Here is a 16821-nt window from a genome sequence, read left to right as displayed (position 1 = left end):
TCTGAAGGAATTTAATTATGGTTTCATTAAGCAAGAATCAAACAGTTTCTCTCAGTAAACAAGTACCTACACTGAGCCACTTAATGTTTGGTTTGGGCTGGGATCCGATTAAGAAAAAAGGATTATTAGGCGGTCTTTTTGGTGGTGGTGGTTCTATCGATTTAGATGCAAGTTGCGTATTACTTGACGCAAATGGTAATCAAATCGATACCATTTGGTTTAGAAAATTAAAATCAAGTTGTCAGTCGGTTATTCACTCTGGTGATAACTTAACGGGTGACGGTGATGGCGATGATGAAACAATTTTCGTTGATTTAAACCGTTTACCAACAAATGTTGAATACTTGGTATTTACAGTAAATAGTTTCCGTGGACAAACATTTAATGAAGTTGAAAACGCATTCTGCCGAGTTGTTGATAAAACAACGAATAAAGAGCTGGTGCGTTATACCTTAACAGAGCAAGGCTCTCATACAGGTATCGTGATTGCTTCTTTACAACGTAATCATGGTCAATGGGATTTCACTGCGTTTGGTGCGCCTTGTAAAGGCCGTGTTATTAATGACATGATGCCTGATATTGTGGCTACGGTGGTGCGATAAATGAATATGACTCCAGGCGGGAACGTACCTGTTCCTAATCAAACATTAATCATTAGAATTCAATCAGGTGCACCAGTTGATGTGTCTGCTTTTAGACTTTATGCGTCAGGTAAAGTGAATGGCGACACCGATATGGTGTTTTATGGACAGACAGCTAATGATGATCGCACCGTTATTTATGCGACAGCAGGAAACAGCACATCTTTTACGGTGGATCTAACGCGCTTACGTCCAGATGTTGAAAAAATTGCGTTTACGGCGACTTGTGAAGGTCAACAAACTATCGCAAATTTACAACGATTATCAATTCAAGTTGATGCTAATAACGAAGTTGTGGCAAACGGTAATGTTGATATTAACGGTCGTCCTGAAGCGGCATTAATTTTAGGTGAATTGTATCTTCGTAATGGTAGTTGGAAGTTCCGTTTTATCGCTCAAGGATTTAACGGCGGTTTAAAGCCATTAGCTGAACATTTTGGTGTTGATATTGCAGACTCTGCACCAGCACCAGCACCAGCACCAGCACCAGCACCAAAACCGGCGCCAGCGCCAAGTTCGGTGAACTTAAGTAAGGTTTCTTTAACTAAAGAAAAACCGGCAATTAGCCTAACGAAGAAAGATGACTTCGGTAAAATTCGGATCAACCTTGATTGGCATCGAGAAAGCAAAAGTGGGGGTTCTGGGTTATTAGGTGGGTTGTTCGGTGGCAATAAAGGTATCGATTTAGATATCGGTGCTTTTGTTGAACTTCAGCAAGGACATAAGTCCGTTATTCAAGCATTAGGAAACGGGTTTGGTGATTTCAATCGTATTCCTTATGTTGAATTGCAAGGCGATGATCGTACGGGAGATGTTGCTGGTGGTGAATGGATCTTTGTGAATGGACGTGAATGGAAAAATATCAAGCAAGTGCTGATTTTCGCGTTTATTTATGAAGGTGTACCGAATTGGAGCAAAACAGATGGTGTTGTCACCATTCATGTACCAGAACAACCTCCTATCGAAACCCGTTTAACTGACGGTAATAATGGTCGCAATATGTGTGCGATTGCACGACTCGTTAATGAGAATGGTTCGATAAAAGTTGAACGTCTCAATGAGTTTTTTAAAGGTCACCGTGATATGGATAATGCCTACGGGTGGGGATTTCGCTGGACAGCGGGTTCTAAGTGATCAAGTTGATATAAGGAAAAATAGCATGAGTTTTTTTAACAAATTAAAAGATGGTTTTAATTCAGGTCGCTCTGAGTTAGCAAAGCAAGTTGGTCGCTTTAAAAACAAAAAATTTATGCAAGGCACTGTTGCTGTTTGCGCACGTATTGCCATTGCCAGCGGTGGAGTGAGTTCTGAAGAAAAACAGAAGATGCTCGGTTTTTTAAAAGCATCGGATGAACTTAAAGTTTTTGATACTTCTGAAGTTATCGAATTCTTTAATAAGCTAATCCTGAGTTTCGAATTTGATACTGAAGTCGGTAAAGGCGAAACCATGAAGTATATTCTGGCAATGAAAGATCAGCCAGAAGCTGCGCAATTAGCTATTCGTGTCGGTATTGCTGTTGCGAAAAGTGATGGTGATTTTGACAATGATGAAAAAGAAGCTGTGCGCGCTATTGCCATTGCATTAGGCTTTGAGCCCGCAGAATTTGGTTTGTAATTAATTTAATATAGGGAACCGTTTAGGAATTATTATGGTATCCACACATATTGGTTTTCCGACAGAAACTGTCATTGTCTTTGTTGTACTTGCGATTGGCGCTATTTTTATCGACTTATTTATGCATCGCTCAGATAAGCCGATAACATTAAAGAATGCCATATTTTGGTCTATATTCTGGGTTGCTATTGCAATGGTATTCGCAGGATTCCTTTATATTCACCATGGTGCAGAGGTTGCGAGTTTATTCGTAACAGGTTATGCGCTAGAGAAAGTGCTTTCGGTTGATAACTTGTTTGTCATGATGGCGATTTTCTCTTGGTTTGCTGTGCCTGATCGCTTCCGTCACCGCGTTCTTTATTGGGGTATCATCGGTGCTATTGTTTTCCGTGGGATCTTTGTTGCCATCGGTACAGGACTGTTAAGTTTAGGACCATATGTTGAGATAGTATTTGCCTTAATCGTGGCTTGGACGGCAGTTATGATGCTGAAAAGCGGTGATGATAGTGAAGAAATTGAAGACTATTCGCAGCATCTTGCTTATCGCTTAGTAAAACGATTTTTCCCTATATGGCCAAAAATCACTGGACATGCATTCTTACTAACACAAAAAGAAGTTGATGTAGAGTTAGCGAAACCTGAAAACAAAGATATTACTATCGGTCGTGGTACAAAAGCTGCGCTATATGCAACGCCACTGATGCTGTGTGTGGCAGTCGTAGAGCTTTCTGATGTGATGTTTGCTTTCGACTCGGTTCCCGCTATTATCGCAGTAAGCCGTGAACCTTTAATTGTATATAGTGCAATGATGTTCGCAATTTTAGGCTTACGTACGCTTTACTTCGTGTTAGAAGCGTTAAAACAGTATCTCGTTTACCTTGAAAAAGCGGTTATTGTGTTGTTGTTCTTTATTGCTGTAAAACTGGGTCTAAATGCAACAGATCATATTTGGCAACATGGATACAGCATCTCCGCGACAACCAGCCTATTTGTTGTGCTTGGTGTTCTTGCTCTGGGTATTATTGCAAGTTTCTTATTCCCAGAGAAAAAGGATAATGAAGGTAAGTCAGAATAATTAGTATTCTTGAGAAATCAGAATATCAAAAACTAAATTAAAGAGGTTAAAAAATGAGCGTTTCTCTTTCTAAAGGTGGTAATGTCTCTCTGAGCAAAGCAGCCCCAACGATGAAAAACGTCCTTGTCGGACTTGGTTGGGATGCCCGTTCTACAGATGGTCAAGATTTTGACTTAGATGCATCTGTATTTCTGTTAGCGGCTAATGGAAAAGTACGTAGCGATGCCGATTTCATTTTTTATAACAACTTAAGATCTGCTGATGGCTCTGTTGTTCACACGGGTGATAACCGTACTGGTGAAGGCGATGGTGATGATGAAGCGCTGAAAATCAAATTAGACATGATCCCAAATGATGTCGATAAGGTTATCTTCGTTGTGACTATCCATGATGCGCAAGCTCGTCGCCAAAGCTTTGGCCAAGTATCAGGTGCATTTATTCGTTTAGTTAATGATGACAACCAAATTGAAGTTGCTCGTTATGACTTAACGGAAGATGCATCAACAGAAACAGCAATGTTATTTGGTGAGCTATATCGCCATAATTCGGAGTGGAAATTCCGTGCTGTTGGTCAAGGTTATGCGGGTGGTTTAGGTTCAGTTTGTGCTCAATACGGTATTAATGCCTCTTGATAGTGGATTTATAAGACACTAACCGCTGGCAGTCATAAGATGTGATTGCCAGTTTATTCAATAAAGTAGGAGCTTTGATATGGCAGTTTCCCTTGTTAAAGGCGGTAATGTTTCTCTGACTAAAGAAGCACCAACAATGTCGGTTGCTATGGTTGGTCTAGGATGGGATGCCCGCGTGACTGATGGCGCAGAGTTCGATTTAGATGCGTCAGTGTTCATGGTAGGTGAAGATGGAAAAGTACTTTCAGACGCAAGTTTTATCTTCTTTAATAACAAAGTGAGTCAATGTGGAAGCGTTGAACACCAAGGAGATAACCGTACTGGGGAAGGCGATGGTGATGATGAGCAAGTAAAAATCACCCTATCAAAAGTCCCTGCTGAAGTGAAAAAATTGGTATTCGCAGTCACTATTTATGATGCTGAAAATCGTAAACAAAACTTCGGTATGGTGAGCAACAGTTTTATGCGCGTTTTTAATAACGACAATAATACTGAAATTGCACGCTTTGATCTTTCTGAAGATGCATCTACAGAAACTGCAATGATCTTTGGTGAGTTATATCGCTATGGTACAGAGTGGAAATTTAAAGCTGTAGGTCAAGGTTTTGCGGGTGGTTTAGGTGCATTAGCATCACAACACGGCGTGAATATCTAATCTCTACACTATTAGTACATATAGTACATAGTGCATGGTAAAAACCCTCGTTAATCGAGGGTTTTTTTGTGCTCAATTTTGTGGGTAAGATTATTTTTTTGTTTCTATCTTTATGGGTGATTTTTTCGATTTACTTTTGCCTGTATGAAAGTGGCGCCAATGAGGATCTTGTGCTGCAAAAAGCAACTCATGATCACCTCGAGAATCTCCCCAAGCTCTTAAATGATATTGTGTGAGATCCCCATAAACACTTTCTAACCGCTTGATTTTTTCACCACAGCGACAGTTATTACCAATAATTTTCCCCGTTAATACACCTTCAACAACTTCGAGCGTTGTACCAATTAATTTAATGCCTAAGCGATCAGCAAAGGGTTGTAACACCATTGCTGGTGATGCTGAACAAATGGTGACTTCAGCGTGACTGTTCACCTCTTCAGCAACGGCTAATAAACCGGTAGGGCGCATTAGTTTAGCCCAGTAAAGTTGGCAGAAGGCTTCGGCTTTTTCTTTTAGCCAATTCTCATCAATGTTGGTTAAAAAGGTTTTAATAAGTACTTCTTTTAATTCATCACGAGTAAGTTTGCGTCTAAAGCAACGTAATGTGGGCAATACCATCTTAATCAAACGGCGTGAAAATTTACGTTTACCAAAAGCAAACTTTAAAAAAGGAATAAAACTGTCGTGATAGGTCAGCGTGCCATCAAAATCAAACACTGATAATGTTTTTACGGTGTTTTTTGAGTTTTCAAACTGAGGTTGCATAAAAAGTTAAGCTCCGTAAATCATCAGAGTTTTTTAAGGTCATGGTGCATATTATATCATCGTTCTCAAAATGAGATAGTACGGTTGTTACTTATTGAAAATAAAACTATTTATACTTTTATGAATAATAGGGTGTAGGAGTAATCGATGAAAAGCATCAGCAGATATTGGCTACCCAATAAAGTAATGCGTGATTGATAAAAAATAGCGTATTTATTATTAACATTATTGGTTGCATTATTTTATAAAATAAGAATAAAGCGTGATTTATTTAAAATATGATTAGTGGTTATTTATAGAATAAAAATTTTTAAATAAAAATTATTAACTTATATGTATCAATGATAATTAAATAAAAAAATAACTTCGTCGATAAAAAATAAAGTTTATCGATATGTACATATAGGTATTTTTATTATGAGTATTAAACAAAGTGCTAAAATAGGCGCATCTGCACTGTTATTAATTTTTATTTTATCCTCTGTATTATCTACATTTTTCATCTATAAAATGAAAAATAATTTTACTCAAGTTGAAGTATTATTGACACGTTACACCGATGTTTTGATGGCGCGTTATCAATTAGCGATTATGCGTTCTAATGTGAATTTTCTGATACAAGATACCGCCGAAACAAATGCTAAAGATGCTGAAATTATTGAGAAAAACAAAAAAATTGCGGTAAGTGCTAAACATGCAATGGATATATGGGTAAAAGAAAAGAAAGTCACAGTAGAAGCACAAAAAAGTGCAGATGAAATAGCAAAGTTATTTTATAGCCTAATTGATAGACTCTTGATTGCGTCAAATGGCTCAGAAGCAATACATATAAAGGATACAGAGTTTGCCAATGATTTTGATAGATTAAATAATTTATTTGATAACTATGTTTCTGTTAAAGCCAAAAATAGTGCTGGGCTCAGAAATAGACAAGATACGATGGTTCAGCTTTCTATTTATTCCACTCTCATATCCTTATTAATTCTATTCGTTATTTTATATTTTGCTATTCGTTGGATAAACAAAACCTTTATTTATAACCTTAATACGTTGTCTAATGTGTTAAATAAAGTTGGTAAAGGGGAATTAGTTTTCGATTTACCTAAAATGAAAAAAGATGAATTTGGTGAGTTATTTTCACATGTGAGTGATATGCAAAAAGCGTTAACTTCTACCATTCTTACCGTAAAAAGAGAAACGTTAGAGATAAAACGAGGAGCTTCTGAAATTGCATCAGGTAATCAGGAGCTCTCTGCTCGTACTGAAGAGCAAGCTAGTGCATTACAACAAACCGCAGCCAGTATGGAAGAGATTAAAACCGCAGTAGCCAATAACACCGAAAATACTCAAGAAGCCAATGAGATTATTAATCAATCCAATGATATCGTTATAGATGGTGCTAGCGTAATGAAAGAAGCTATCTCATCGATGAAAAAAATAGAGCAAGGCGCGTTAAAAGTGGGTGAGATTAACGAAGTGATTAATAATCTTGCGAGTCAAACGAATATTTTAGCGCTAAATGCAGCAGTAGAAGCTGCGAGAGCAGGGGAACAAGGGCGAGGTTTTACCGTTGTTGCGGCTGAAGTAAGAAATTTAGCAGCCAAAAGTGCAGATGCTGCAAAAGAGATCAGCCAGATATTAAAAGCATCTATAAAAGATGTCGCAGAAGGAACCGCTCTCGTTAATAAAACGGGAAAACATATGCAAGAGATCGTTTCTTCAATTACAAAAGTAAATAATATTATGCAAGGGATAAGTCTCGCTTCTGAAGAGCAACGGGTTGGTATTGAACAAATTGCGGTGGCGATTAATCAGATGGATACGGTTGTGCAACAAAACGCCTCTTTAGTGGATCAAGGCGCATCTTCAACGATGATGTTAGACGAAAAAGCGCAGGTATTGATGGATAATGTAGCGGTATTTCAGATTGAGGAACCGATGTAATAACGATTAAAACAGCTCACTTTGAAGTATTGTATTGAAGTGCGCTGTTTTATTTTTAACTTATTAATAACACTAAAATATTATTTCATTGTGAGATATTATCAAAGTTAAAATATGAATATCAGTATAAAAAACTAGTCGCAATCATTGATTGAAAACTGTAATAAGTGTTTGTATCGATAATTCTGATTAATAAGTAAATAAAATCTATTTCGTGCCGATAAATGAGTACATTTGTATCACTTTATTACCGGGGTGGATTATTTCATGAGTATTGAAAGATCAGCTAAAGTAGGTTCTATCATATTATTAGCCATTTTCTTATTATCATCTGTATTGTCGTCATTTTTTATTTATAGGATGCAAGAGAACTTCGCATCATTGGATTCTTTGAATACCAGATTGAATAGTGTTCAAGAAGCAAGGTATGAATTAGCGACCATTCGTTCTCACGTCAACTACCTAATGTTGTTGAAAACAATGACGGATGAGAATAAGCAAGAAACAATTAAATCACTTGTTGCTGAAGCGAAAGAGTTGGCGACAAAATCAAAAGCGACTATCACACATTGGGTAGGCGTGAAGAAGATAAGTCCTGACGCTCAACGTAATTCAGAACAACTATCAGTGTTATTCTATTATCTTCTAGATGAACTTATTGCACCTATCGATACGCTAGATTACACAGAATCAAACCTCTCTGGTGACTTTAATCGTTTATCTGATCTCTTTGATGAATATCTTATGATCACTAAAGCTGTGAATGATGATATTAAAACACAGCAAGCTTGGATGGTTCATCTTTCTATTTATACCTCGATTATTGCGTTAGCCATTATCCTTTCTCTGCTTTATATGGTTATTCGTTGGATAAACAAAACTTTTATCTTCAATCTCAATACATTGTCTTCGATTTTACAAAAAGTGGGAGAGGGAGATTTAAGTTTCACTCTACCTAAGAAACGAAATGATGAGTTTGGAACTTTGTTCTCTAATGTAGGGGATATGCAAACAGCGCTAACATCGACTATTCAACTTGTTAAAGAAGAAGCGCTAGAGATCAAAAAAGGTTCGGCAGAAATTGCTTCTGGCAACCAAGATCTCTCTTCTCGTACTGAGGAGCAAGCAAGTGCTTTACAACAAACAGCAGCAAGTATGGAAGAGATAAAAATCGCAGTAGTGAATAATACGGATAATGCGATTTTAGCAAACTCCATTACCGCAGAAACACGCGATTTAGCGATTGATGGTTCTAACATTATGAATGATGCGATTAACTCAATGAAGAAAATTGAGGTAGGAACATTAAAAGTTGCTGAAATCAATGATGTGGTTAATAACATAGCAAGCCAAACCAATATTCTGGCATTAAACGCAGCCGTTGAAGCGGCGCGTGCAGGTGAGCAAGGCCGAGGATTTACTGTTGTTGCAACAGAAGTGAGAAATTTAGCAGCAAGAAGTGCAGATGCTGCGCGTGAAATTAATCAAATTATCAGAGAATCCGTTGCTGATGTGGCTCATGGCCGTGAGTTGGTTAATAAAACGGGTGAGCATATGCAAGAGATAGTCTCTTCTATTACTAAAGTCAGCGATATTATGCAGGGCATTAGTATTGCATCAGAAGAGCAAAAAGTCGGGATCGAACAAATTGCTGTCGCAATTAACCAAATGGATTCTGTTGTACAGCAAAATGCTGCCTTGGTTGAACAAGGTGCAACATCAACAATGATCTTAGATGAGAAAGCACAAAACTTAACAGATAAAGTTTCAGTCTTTCAAATTAAAGAACAATATTAATCCGTTAAGTTAGTCTGTTAATATTGTATTCAAAACAAGCTCACTCTGAGTGTAAAACTCAAGTGAGCTTTATTATTATTGGCTTTAGCCAGTTTAAGTCGCGTCAGCGTCTTAAATATAAAATCACCCGCTTACGGGTGGTTATGATTATTTATTGATCATAGTAAGTTATAATGTTTATCTGGTCTTACAGTTATCGGTAATGGGGTAATATCTTGCATTTCTAATAAGTTTCTTTCAATCGTATTACAAATGGCATTTAAGGGTAAGTCATTTGCAGATACACCAAAAGGATCTTCTAATTCTTCAGCTAATGAATCCCAAGATAAAAAAGTATAAGAGATAAAAACTGATACAAACGGTGTCATATAATGGAGATCTGCTACCAAAGCAAAAGGTAATAATGTACAAAATAAATAAACAGTACGTTGCAATATCAAAGTATAAGCAAATGGAACTGGGGTATTTGAGATCCGTTCGCAACCTCCGAGTACATCAGATAAATTATTAATATCTTTATTAATTGATTGAAAAATAACATCACTTATCATCTTGTTATCTCTCAGTTCACCTATTTTTAAACCGATATGTAATAAAATACGATTAGTGGGATAAGGGCTATTCATTATTTCATTAAATAAAGTTCGAGGTAATAGGCGGTAAAGATCAACCATTGGATCTGTTTTTCTTAGCTCGTGCTTTAAGCTCCAACTAAAAGCAATTAATAGATTAGAAAAGTCTCGATTAAATTGTTTATCTTCAGGTAATAATGCTTTTATATTTCTTAATATATTACGATGAGTAATTAACATATTACCCCATAGGGTTCTGGCTTCCACAAGCCTGCTATAGCTTGCATTATTTCTGAAACCAAGGAATATTGCTATGGCAATACCGAGTAAACTAAAAGGAGCAACTGTTAAGTGTATTCCTAATTGTTCATACCATTGATAAATCAAAATAGCGATAATTGACATGATAACATTAAGGCATAAACGAAAGATTATTTTTGAAAGCACTGAACCATGCCAATCAAATAACCGAAAGAACCAGTGTTGATTAGGACGAATGACCATAATAGTAATTATATAAGACAAGATTTGAATTGTGAGAATATTATCTCAATAAAAGAAGTAATAAGCCAATTAATTCTATTAAAATAATTAATAAGTATGAAAGTTCTGATTCATATATACCTATATGAATCAGAAAGATAAATTTATATTATTAGACATGAGTATCGTTAATGTAATAATGCAGACATAGTTGATTTGATTTATTAATCATAATGCTTCAGCCACCTCCATAACTGTACTTAGTACAGAACCCCAAGTGAATGAAGATGAAGGTAGCACTGCGGATGCTTCTGCTAACTCATTGTTTATATTAGTCATAGATAATCCCATCACTAGATGAGGTAAATTATCTATTTTTAATGGGTTATAACCTTTATAGGGTTCATCAGATGAATATGTTTTTTCTGGTGAATAATGAGGATTTACCATTGTTTCTTCAAGGATCTCACTACCTTCTTTAGTGTAAATAGTGACAAGTTCTATTAATTGATTTGGAATATTTATATATGCAGAATATTCTTGCTCTTCAGTTAATACTGATCTTAATACGTCACTAACACGTTCTTTAATTTTATCATGATAATAATAGACAGTCTCAAGTGCAGAATAAAAATTATTTGTTGCCCTTATCTTATAAATATAAGATTTATTTTCGCTTGAGACATTGAGTAAATCTTTTGCGAATTTTTCACTTGATTTAAAACTTGATGTTGTCGGAATAAATGCAGAGTCTTTACTCCCTCTTCTCCCTGAAACACCGTTTACATGGGAATGAAAATTGATATTATTTCCCCAAGCGACAAATCCTTTTTTAAATACCTCCTCGGGTGGTCTTGAATCTGCTCGGTACACTTTACTAACAGGTCTTGCATATGATATTTGTATATTAAATAAAATAAATAATATAATTAAAATTATTTTTTTCATTATAACCTCTATTTTTCAATAAATGCTTTATAGTGTTATGTCATTTCCCTTTTTTATTTAGTCATGATTTCTTTTACTTTTGGATAATTAGTGTCTTGATAACCCAATCATAAAGAGGGCATCGTTACCAGGAAAAGTTTTTTCACTTCCAATACATACGGCTATATTTGTTTGTGTCAGAAATGAAACCTTAGCGATATCGTAAAGTGCAGTTGCGTTGTACATAATGCCATAATGATAAGAGCCACCAGTGGTAGGGACAAATTTTATATTGGCTGCTAACACTGGTTTTTCCCCATCGTTATAACTATTAGTTACAACCGTGAGGCTGGAAATTTTGCCATTTTTTACTTTTCCATTTAGTTTTTTGCAATAACCGTCAAAATCAATACCGGCATGCGAAAATGCTGAAAAGGAAAGAATACTAATAATAAGTAATTTTTTCATTTATAACCTCTATATTTGTTTACGGTATTTATATGTGATTGTTGTGTATTCCATTCAATAAATAATTAATGTTTATTGTGGGGGCTAATATGTACATCAAGGTAATGGAAACGATTTAAATATACAGAGGTGAATTATTTTTTAAATATTTTATTTTAATATGTTGTAATGGAAAAATAATATGTTTTTTTGGATCAAGAAATTTTCATATTCTATTAATGAAAGAATAAAGTTTGAGATGTGGAAAAAGGAACACGATAAAAAATAACACATTAATAGTAAAAGAAATTTCATGCTTTACGTGGGATTGATGATCCATATTTCACGCGAGAGCATTTTAGAGAATATTTATTTTTCAGTGAGTTATAGATTTTTGAAACTGAAATAGAATGGAATTCAAAACAAATAATAAAAAATTTTTAAAATGTAGTGATTCTATAAATATTAACGTAGCTAAAAATATCTGATGGGGCAAAAATGGGGCAATGGTTTATAGAAACAAAAAAGCCACTTGCTAAGAAGTGGCTTAATGTGCTGATTTAACAGCTAAAATTTGGTGGCCCCTACTGGACTTGAACCAGTGACCAAGCGATTATGAGTCGCCTGCTCTAACCAACTGAGCTAAGGGGCCTTAATGGAGTGTGATTATACGTGCCATTTGGCACGAGGTCTAGCCTTTGAATGACTGTATGCGCAAATTCTGTTCAATCTAAACAATAAAAAAATAAAACGGAGAATAACTGTGATATCAATAACATAGCGTAACGAGTTATGGATAAGCTTACGTACAGGTACAATAATATAAATAATAAGGCTATTTTTTATAAATATATGTAGGTGAAATCTATCGTAGATTAGATAGATTGTAGATACCGTATCGAAATTCCATAAAAAAACGCCTGTGATATCACAGGCGTTTGTTATAACTTTTATTGAAAAGTAAGTCGATTACTCATCAAGGAAGCTGCGTAACACTTCAGAACGGCTTGGGTGGCGTAATTTACGCAGTGCCTTCGCTTCAATCTGACGAATACGTTCACGGGTAACATCAAACTGTTTACCCACTTCTTCCAAGGTATGGTCGGTATTCATATCGATACCAAAACGCATACGCAGGACTTTCGCTTCACGCAATGTTAAGCCTGCTAACACTTCGTGAGTTGCTGAACGTAAGCTTTCTGATGTTGCAGAATCCAGTGGTAATTCGAGAGTAGTATCCTCGATAAAATCACCTAAATGTGAATCTTCATCGTCACCGATTGGGGTTTCCATGGAGATTGGTTCTTTAGCGATTTTCAGTACCTTACGGATCTTGTCTTCAGGCATCAGCATGCGTTCTGCAAGCTCTTCTGGTGAAGGTTCACGCCCCATCTCTTGCAACATTTGACGAGAGATACGGTTCAGTTTATTAATCGTTTCGATCATGTGAACAGGGATACGGATTGTACGCGCCTGATCAGCGATTGAACGAGTAATTGCCTGACGGATCCACCATGTTGCATAAGTTGAGAACTTATAACCACGACGGTATTCAAATTTATCAACCGCTTTCATCAGACCAATATTCCCTTCCTGAATCAGGTCAAGGAACTGTAAGCCACGGTTGGTATATTTTTTCGCGATAGAGATAACGAGACGTAAGTTCGCTTCGACCATCTCTTTTTTCGCACGACGTGCTTTTGCTTCACCGATAGACATACGACGGTTAATATCTTTAACCTGTTCGATTGTCAGTCCAGTTTCAACTTCAATTTGTTGCAGTTTTTGTAAGCTGCGTTGTACTTCTTCTTCAATACCTGCCAGTTTTTCAGACCAAGGCTTATTCATTGCACGAGCAGCAGTGAACCATGTGTCATTGGTTTCGTTACCTGTAAACAGCGTAATGAAGGTTTTCTTTGGCATCTTAACTTGATCAACACAAAGACGCATGATGTGACGTTCTTGAGCACGAACTCTGTCCATCATGTCACGCATATTGTTAACCAAATAATCAAATTGTTTCGGTACTAAACGGAACTGTTTGAAAATTTCAGATAATAATAAGATTTCAAGCTCTGTATCTTTGTGGTTGCGACCTTTCGCCTTGATAGTTTGGCGAGTTTTTTCATATTGCTCACGAAGCTCAGTAAATTTCTGACGCGCTAATTCAGGATCGATGCTGTTATCATCATCGCTATCGCTGTCATTGTCGCCATCTTCATCTTCGTCTTCATCTTCGTCTTCAGCGCTGTTGTCAACTTCATCATCATCTTTGCCTAAGTTGACATCTTCACTTTCTGCCATTTCTTCGGCATTAGGGTCAATAAACGCAGTAATTAAGTCTGAAAGACGTGCTTCGCCAGCTTCAACGCGATCATACTGTTCAAGAAGATAAGTAATTGCTTCAGGATATTCTGCAACGGAACATTGAACTTGGTTAATACCATCTTCAATGCGTTTTGCGATATCAATTTCACCTTCCCGGGTGAGCAGTTCAACGGTACCCATTTCGCGCATATACATACGCACAGGGTCGGTTGTACGGCCAATCTCAGATTCTACACTAGAAAGTACCTGAGCTGCGGCTTCTGCAGCATCATCATCAGTATCATTTGAATTTTCTGCCAGCATCAGATCATCGGCGTCAGGTGCTTCTTCCATAACCTGAATGCCCATGTCGTTAATCATCTGGATGATGTCTTCGATTTGATCTGAATCGACGATATCTTCCGGCAGATGGTCATTGACCTCAGCATAGGTCAGGTAGCCTTGCTCCTTACCTTTAGTAACAAGTAGCTTCAGCTGTGACTGCGGGTTTTGCTCCATAAGACGGTATCCACACTTCAAAGTAATTTGGGTTGGTGTCGGTCGGCGATAACTGTTCAGCCAACAATAACTACGGAGGGGCATTTTCATTGTCGATTGCTACGGTCCCCTCAGCGTAGCAAATGTAGGTTTTTAGTACCTACCGATAGCGGCAATTAAGCCGTGTTTTTAATCTTAATTCTGTGTTTACTTTTTAACGCGTGCCTGTATTATCAATTGGACTTCTTCGCGTTCATCTTGCGTTAGGCCTTCTGTTCTATCTTTCGCAATAAGTGTGTTTAAACGTTCATCCATTGCGGTTAAAAAAAGATGATCTAACGTGTCTGTAAAGGTTTTTTCTGCAATCTCATCTATATCTATATCGTTCCACATTGCCAATTTTTCAAGCTGTTTACCGAATTTATTCTCTCTATAGAGTTCGATAATTTGTCCCGTATTTAGGCCAGGTTGTGCTTGGCAAACAGAAACTAATTCAATAAAAAGTGATAGACCTGCAATTTTTTCTGTACTTAATCCCTCGAGAGGGGGCACTAATTTAGAGAATTCTGGGTTTTGTATCAATAGGGCAATCAATATACGCATCGGTGTTGTGCGTAATTTTGTCGGTTGATACGATAAATCGTGATTAACCGGCGTTCTACCAAATAAACGATCCATCTGCTCAATATCGGGATTTCCCGTTAAGCTTCCAAGCTCTCTTAATAAATATAGACGTAAAGTTTCACTTGGGATCTTATCTATTAATGGTCTGGCTAAACTATATAGCTTACCATTGCCTTCTTGAGTACTCAGATCCACTTGAGGAACGAGTGAATCAAATAAAAATTCTGATAATGAATGTGCTTGTTCCATACGTTTTTCAAAAGCTTCTTTACCTTCACGACGAACCAATGAATCGGGATCATCACCTTCGGGTAAAAACATAAAACGTAAAGAGCGACCATCATTTAAAAAAGGAAGGGCGGTTTCTAATGCTCGCCATGCGGCATCACGTCCAGCTCTATCTCCATCATAGCAGCAAATAATGTTATCCGTTGTCCGAAAGAGCAACTGGATATGTTCTGCTGTGGTGGAGGTTCCTAATGAGGCAACGGCATAATCAATACCAAACTGCGCTAATGCCACAACATCCATATAACCTTCAACAACTAATAGCTTTGTGACGTTATTATTAGATTGTTGCGCTTCATAAAGTCCGTAAAGTTGACGTCCTTTATGGAATATCTCTGTTTCTGGTGAGTTTAAGTATTTAGGTAAATCATCACCTAAAACACGCCCACCAAAGGCAATAACACGACCACGTCTATCTCGGATAGGAAACATGACTCGTTGGCGAAAACGATCATAAGTGCGACCATTATCGTTAGTTATTACCATACCCGCTTCAAGAAGTAAGGCTTTATTATCGGCACTTTGACCAAAACGTTTTAGGACGTTATCCCAACCTGTTGGTACAAATCCAATAGAAAAACGGGTAATAATATCTTCACTAAGCCCACGATGCGCAAGGTAGTTTCTTGCTTCCTGTGCATCAGGTTTATTGAGAGCGCTACTATAATACTGATTCAATTTCTCCATCACTTGATAGAGATTTTGTCTTATATGTCGTTCAATAGGGCTACTGCTTGTTCCTGATTCATAAGGAACGTCTAACCCATGCATTGCTGCTAACTCTTCAATGGTTTCGACAAAATCGAGTCTGTCGTAATTCATCAAAAAATCAATAGCATTGCCATGCGCGCCGCAACCAAAACAGTGGTAAAACTGTTTGTCGCTATTTACTGTGAAAGAGGGCGTTTTTTCATTATGAAACGGACAACACGCTGAATGATTTTTGCCTTGTTTTTTTAACGGCACGCGAGCGTCGATAAGATCGATGATATCGGTTCGAGCTAGCAAATCATTGATAAATGAACGTGGAATTCGTCCAGCCATAAGCCCTTTTACGCCTGTTGTTGAACGAGAATAAGCCGCGCTCTCAGGAGAAAGCACGGCCTTTAACTGCGACTACAGTGTCTGCATACGTTGCGGTATAAGCCGCAAAATATTAGTACAGACGAGTACGACGTGCGTTTTCGCGAGCTAATTTTTTAGCGTGACGTTTTACTGCTGATGCTTTAGCGCGTTTACGTTCAGTCGTTGGTTTTTCATAAAACTCACGACGACGAACTTCTGCTAATACGCCTGCTTTTTCACAAGAGCGTTTGAAACGACGAAGAGCAACGTCAAATGGCTCGTTTTCACGTACTTTGATTACCGGCATGTGCCTCTCACCTCAATAGAAATCGGTTTGCGCTGGCATTATTTAAGCCAGCCGACATTTAAAATGGTGCGGAATTTTACTTCAAAGCAGGGCACTTTGTAAAGAGATGCACAAAATTGAAACGCAAACTCTCACTTTTGTGTCTTTTTAATAAGTACACAAAAAGCGACAGTCGCTAA

15 protein-coding genes and 1 tRNA gene are annotated in these 16821 nt (G+C 37.3%); 8 read left to right on the top strand and 8 right to left on the bottom strand.

The genetic code is table 11. The annotated features are described in order from the left end of the window. Nucleotides 1–17: 17 nt before the first annotated feature. The 6 genes from ACNART_RS11540 to ACNART_RS11515 all read left to right on the top strand — a co-directional run bounded on the left by ACNART_RS11540 (nucleotide 18) and on the right by ACNART_RS11515 (nucleotide 4618). Nucleotides 18–602 (top strand): TerD family protein, encoded by a 585-nt coding sequence (locus tag ACNART_RS11540; protein WP_198620741.1) that lies wholly within the window; start codon nucleotides 18–20, stop codon nucleotides 600–602. Next, nucleotides 603–1775 (top strand): TerD family protein, encoded by a 1173-nt coding sequence (locus tag ACNART_RS11535; protein ID WP_196564181.1) that lies wholly within the window; start codon nucleotides 603–605, stop codon nucleotides 1773–1775. It abuts the gene before it with no gap. Between the two features lie 25 nt (nucleotides 1776–1800). Next, entirely contained in the window at nucleotides 1801–2256 is a 456-nt protein-coding gene (locus tag ACNART_RS11530; protein WP_109373009.1) for a tellurite resistance TerB family protein, read from the top strand. Nucleotides 2257–2290: 34 nt separating this feature from the next. Next, the gene (locus ACNART_RS11525; RefSeq protein ID WP_198620743.1) at nucleotides 2291–3331 is read left to right on the top strand and encodes a TerC/Alx family metal homeostasis membrane protein; all 1041 of its coding nucleotides are present in this window, start codon (nucleotides 2291–2293) and stop codon (nucleotides 3329–3331) included. A gap of 53 nt (nucleotides 3332–3384) precedes the next feature. After that, nucleotides 3385–3963, top strand: a complete 579-nt coding sequence (locus ACNART_RS11520; RefSeq protein WP_100158820.1) for a TerD family protein — start codon at nucleotides 3385–3387, stop codon at nucleotides 3961–3963. Between the two features lie 79 nt (nucleotides 3964–4042). Then, entirely contained in the window at nucleotides 4043–4618 is a 576-nt protein-coding gene (locus tag ACNART_RS11515) for a TerD family protein (protein ID WP_368927797.1), read from the top strand. A 90-nt stretch (nucleotides 4619–4708) separates the two neighbouring features. Here ACNART_RS11515 and ACNART_RS11510 read toward each other — a convergent pair whose 3' ends face one another. Continuing rightward, entirely contained in the window at nucleotides 4709–5383 is a 675-nt protein-coding gene (locus ACNART_RS11510; RefSeq protein ID WP_198620744.1) for an HAD family hydrolase, read from the bottom strand. A 417-nt stretch (nucleotides 5384–5800) separates the two neighbouring features. On the opposite strand from ACNART_RS11510, the gene ACNART_RS11505 reads away from it, so the two are divergent. Next, nucleotides 5801–7327, top strand: coding sequence for a methyl-accepting chemotaxis protein (locus ACNART_RS11505; protein ID WP_198620745.1), 1527 nt, complete (start codon nucleotides 5801–5803; stop codon nucleotides 7325–7327). A 267-nt stretch (nucleotides 7328–7594) separates the two neighbouring features. Continuing rightward, on the top strand, nucleotides 7595–9124 hold the full coding sequence (locus tag ACNART_RS11500) for a methyl-accepting chemotaxis protein (protein WP_198620746.1): 1530 nt from the start codon (nucleotides 7595–7597) through the stop codon (nucleotides 9122–9124). A 158-nt stretch (nucleotides 9125–9282) separates the two neighbouring features. Here the strand turns inward: ACNART_RS11500 and ACNART_RS11495 are convergent, their stop codons facing one another. The 7 genes from ACNART_RS11495 to rpsU all read right to left on the bottom strand — a co-directional run bounded on the left by ACNART_RS11495 (nucleotide 9283) and on the right by rpsU (nucleotide 16642). Next, entirely contained in the window at nucleotides 9283–10200 is a 918-nt protein-coding gene (locus ACNART_RS11495) for a bestrophin family protein (protein ID WP_198620771.1), read from the bottom strand. A 207-nt stretch (nucleotides 10201–10407) separates the two neighbouring features. Beyond that, nucleotides 10408–11127, bottom strand: coding sequence for an enterotoxin A family protein (locus tag ACNART_RS11490; RefSeq protein WP_349442861.1), 720 nt, complete (start codon nucleotides 11125–11127; stop codon nucleotides 10408–10410). An 87-nt stretch (nucleotides 11128–11214) separates the two neighbouring features. After that, nucleotides 11215–11574, bottom strand: coding sequence for a hypothetical protein (locus ACNART_RS11485; RefSeq protein WP_198626213.1), 360 nt, complete (start codon nucleotides 11572–11574; stop codon nucleotides 11215–11217). Nucleotides 11575–12128: 554 nt separating this feature from the next. Then, nucleotides 12129–12205, bottom strand: a tRNA-Ile gene (locus ACNART_RS11480). Between the two features lie 317 nt (nucleotides 12206–12522). Then, the gene (rpoD, locus tag ACNART_RS11475; RefSeq protein WP_198620772.1) at nucleotides 12523–14379 is read right to left on the bottom strand and encodes an RNA polymerase sigma factor RpoD; all 1857 of its coding nucleotides are present in this window, start codon (nucleotides 14377–14379) and stop codon (nucleotides 12523–12525) included. 186 nt (nucleotides 14380–14565) lie between these two features. Further along, nucleotides 14566–16314, bottom strand: a complete 1749-nt coding sequence (gene dnaG / locus ACNART_RS11470) for a DNA primase (protein WP_368927814.1) — start codon at nucleotides 16312–16314, stop codon at nucleotides 14566–14568. A 112-nt stretch (nucleotides 16315–16426) separates the two neighbouring features. Continuing rightward, nucleotides 16427–16642, bottom strand: coding sequence for a 30S ribosomal protein S21 (rpsU, locus tag ACNART_RS11465; protein ID WP_001144069.1), 216 nt, complete (start codon nucleotides 16640–16642; stop codon nucleotides 16427–16429). Nucleotides 16643–16821 lie beyond the last annotated feature (179 nt).

The organism is Proteus sp. LHD240705 (genome assembly GCF_047921555.1).
In the GTDB taxonomy this organism is placed as follows: Bacteria; Pseudomonadota; Gammaproteobacteria; order Enterobacterales; family Enterobacteriaceae; genus Proteus.
Note: the sequence above shows the minus strand (reverse complement) of the source record. Positions and strands in the feature narration are given on the sequence as shown.

What these genes read in the sequence shown, in the direction of transcription:
- ACNART_RS11485 (WP_198626213.1), bottom strand. Translation starts at nt 11,574, where the DNA reads ATGAAAAAATTACTTATTATTAGTATTCTTTCCTTTTCAGCATTTTCG.
- rpsU (WP_001144069.1), bottom strand. Translation starts at nt 16,642, where the DNA reads ATGCCGGTAATCAAAGTACGTGAAAACGAGCCATTTGACGTTGCTCTT.
- ACNART_RS11495 (WP_198620771.1), bottom strand. Translation starts at nt 10,200, where the DNA reads ATGGTCATTCGTCCTAATCAACACTGGTTCTTTCGGTTATTTGATTGG.
- ACNART_RS11490 (WP_349442861.1), bottom strand. Translation starts at nt 11,127, where the DNA reads ATGAAAAAAATAATTTTAATTATATTATTTATTTTATTTAATATACAA.
- ACNART_RS11510 (WP_198620744.1), bottom strand. Translation starts at nt 5,383, where the DNA reads ATGCAACCTCAGTTTGAAAACTCAAAAAACACCGTAAAAACATTATCA.
- ACNART_RS11535 (WP_196564181.1), top strand. Translation starts at nt 603, where the DNA reads ATGAATATGACTCCAGGCGGGAACGTACCTGTTCCTAATCAAACATTA.
- ACNART_RS11525 (WP_198620743.1), top strand. Translation starts at nt 2,291, where the DNA reads ATGGTATCCACACATATTGGTTTTCCGACAGAAACTGTCATTGTCTTT.
- ACNART_RS11540 (WP_198620741.1), top strand. Translation starts at nt 18, where the DNA reads ATGGTTTCATTAAGCAAGAATCAAACAGTTTCTCTCAGTAAACAAGTA.
- ACNART_RS11500 (WP_198620746.1), top strand. Translation starts at nt 7,595, where the DNA reads ATGAGTATTGAAAGATCAGCTAAAGTAGGTTCTATCATATTATTAGCC.
- ACNART_RS11515 (WP_368927797.1), top strand. Translation starts at nt 4,043, where the DNA reads ATGGCAGTTTCCCTTGTTAAAGGCGGTAATGTTTCTCTGACTAAAGAA.
- dnaG (WP_368927814.1), bottom strand. Translation starts at nt 16,314, where the DNA reads ATGGCTGGACGAATTCCACGTTCATTTATCAATGATTTGCTAGCTCGA.
- ACNART_RS11530 (WP_109373009.1), top strand. Translation starts at nt 1,801, where the DNA reads ATGAGTTTTTTTAACAAATTAAAAGATGGTTTTAATTCAGGTCGCTCT.
- ACNART_RS11505 (WP_198620745.1), top strand. Translation starts at nt 5,801, where the DNA reads ATGAGTATTAAACAAAGTGCTAAAATAGGCGCATCTGCACTGTTATTA.
- ACNART_RS11520 (WP_100158820.1), top strand. Translation starts at nt 3,385, where the DNA reads ATGAGCGTTTCTCTTTCTAAAGGTGGTAATGTCTCTCTGAGCAAAGCA.
- rpoD (WP_198620772.1), bottom strand. Translation starts at nt 14,379, where the DNA reads ATGGAGCAAAACCCGCAGTCACAGCTGAAGCTACTTGTTACTAAAGGT.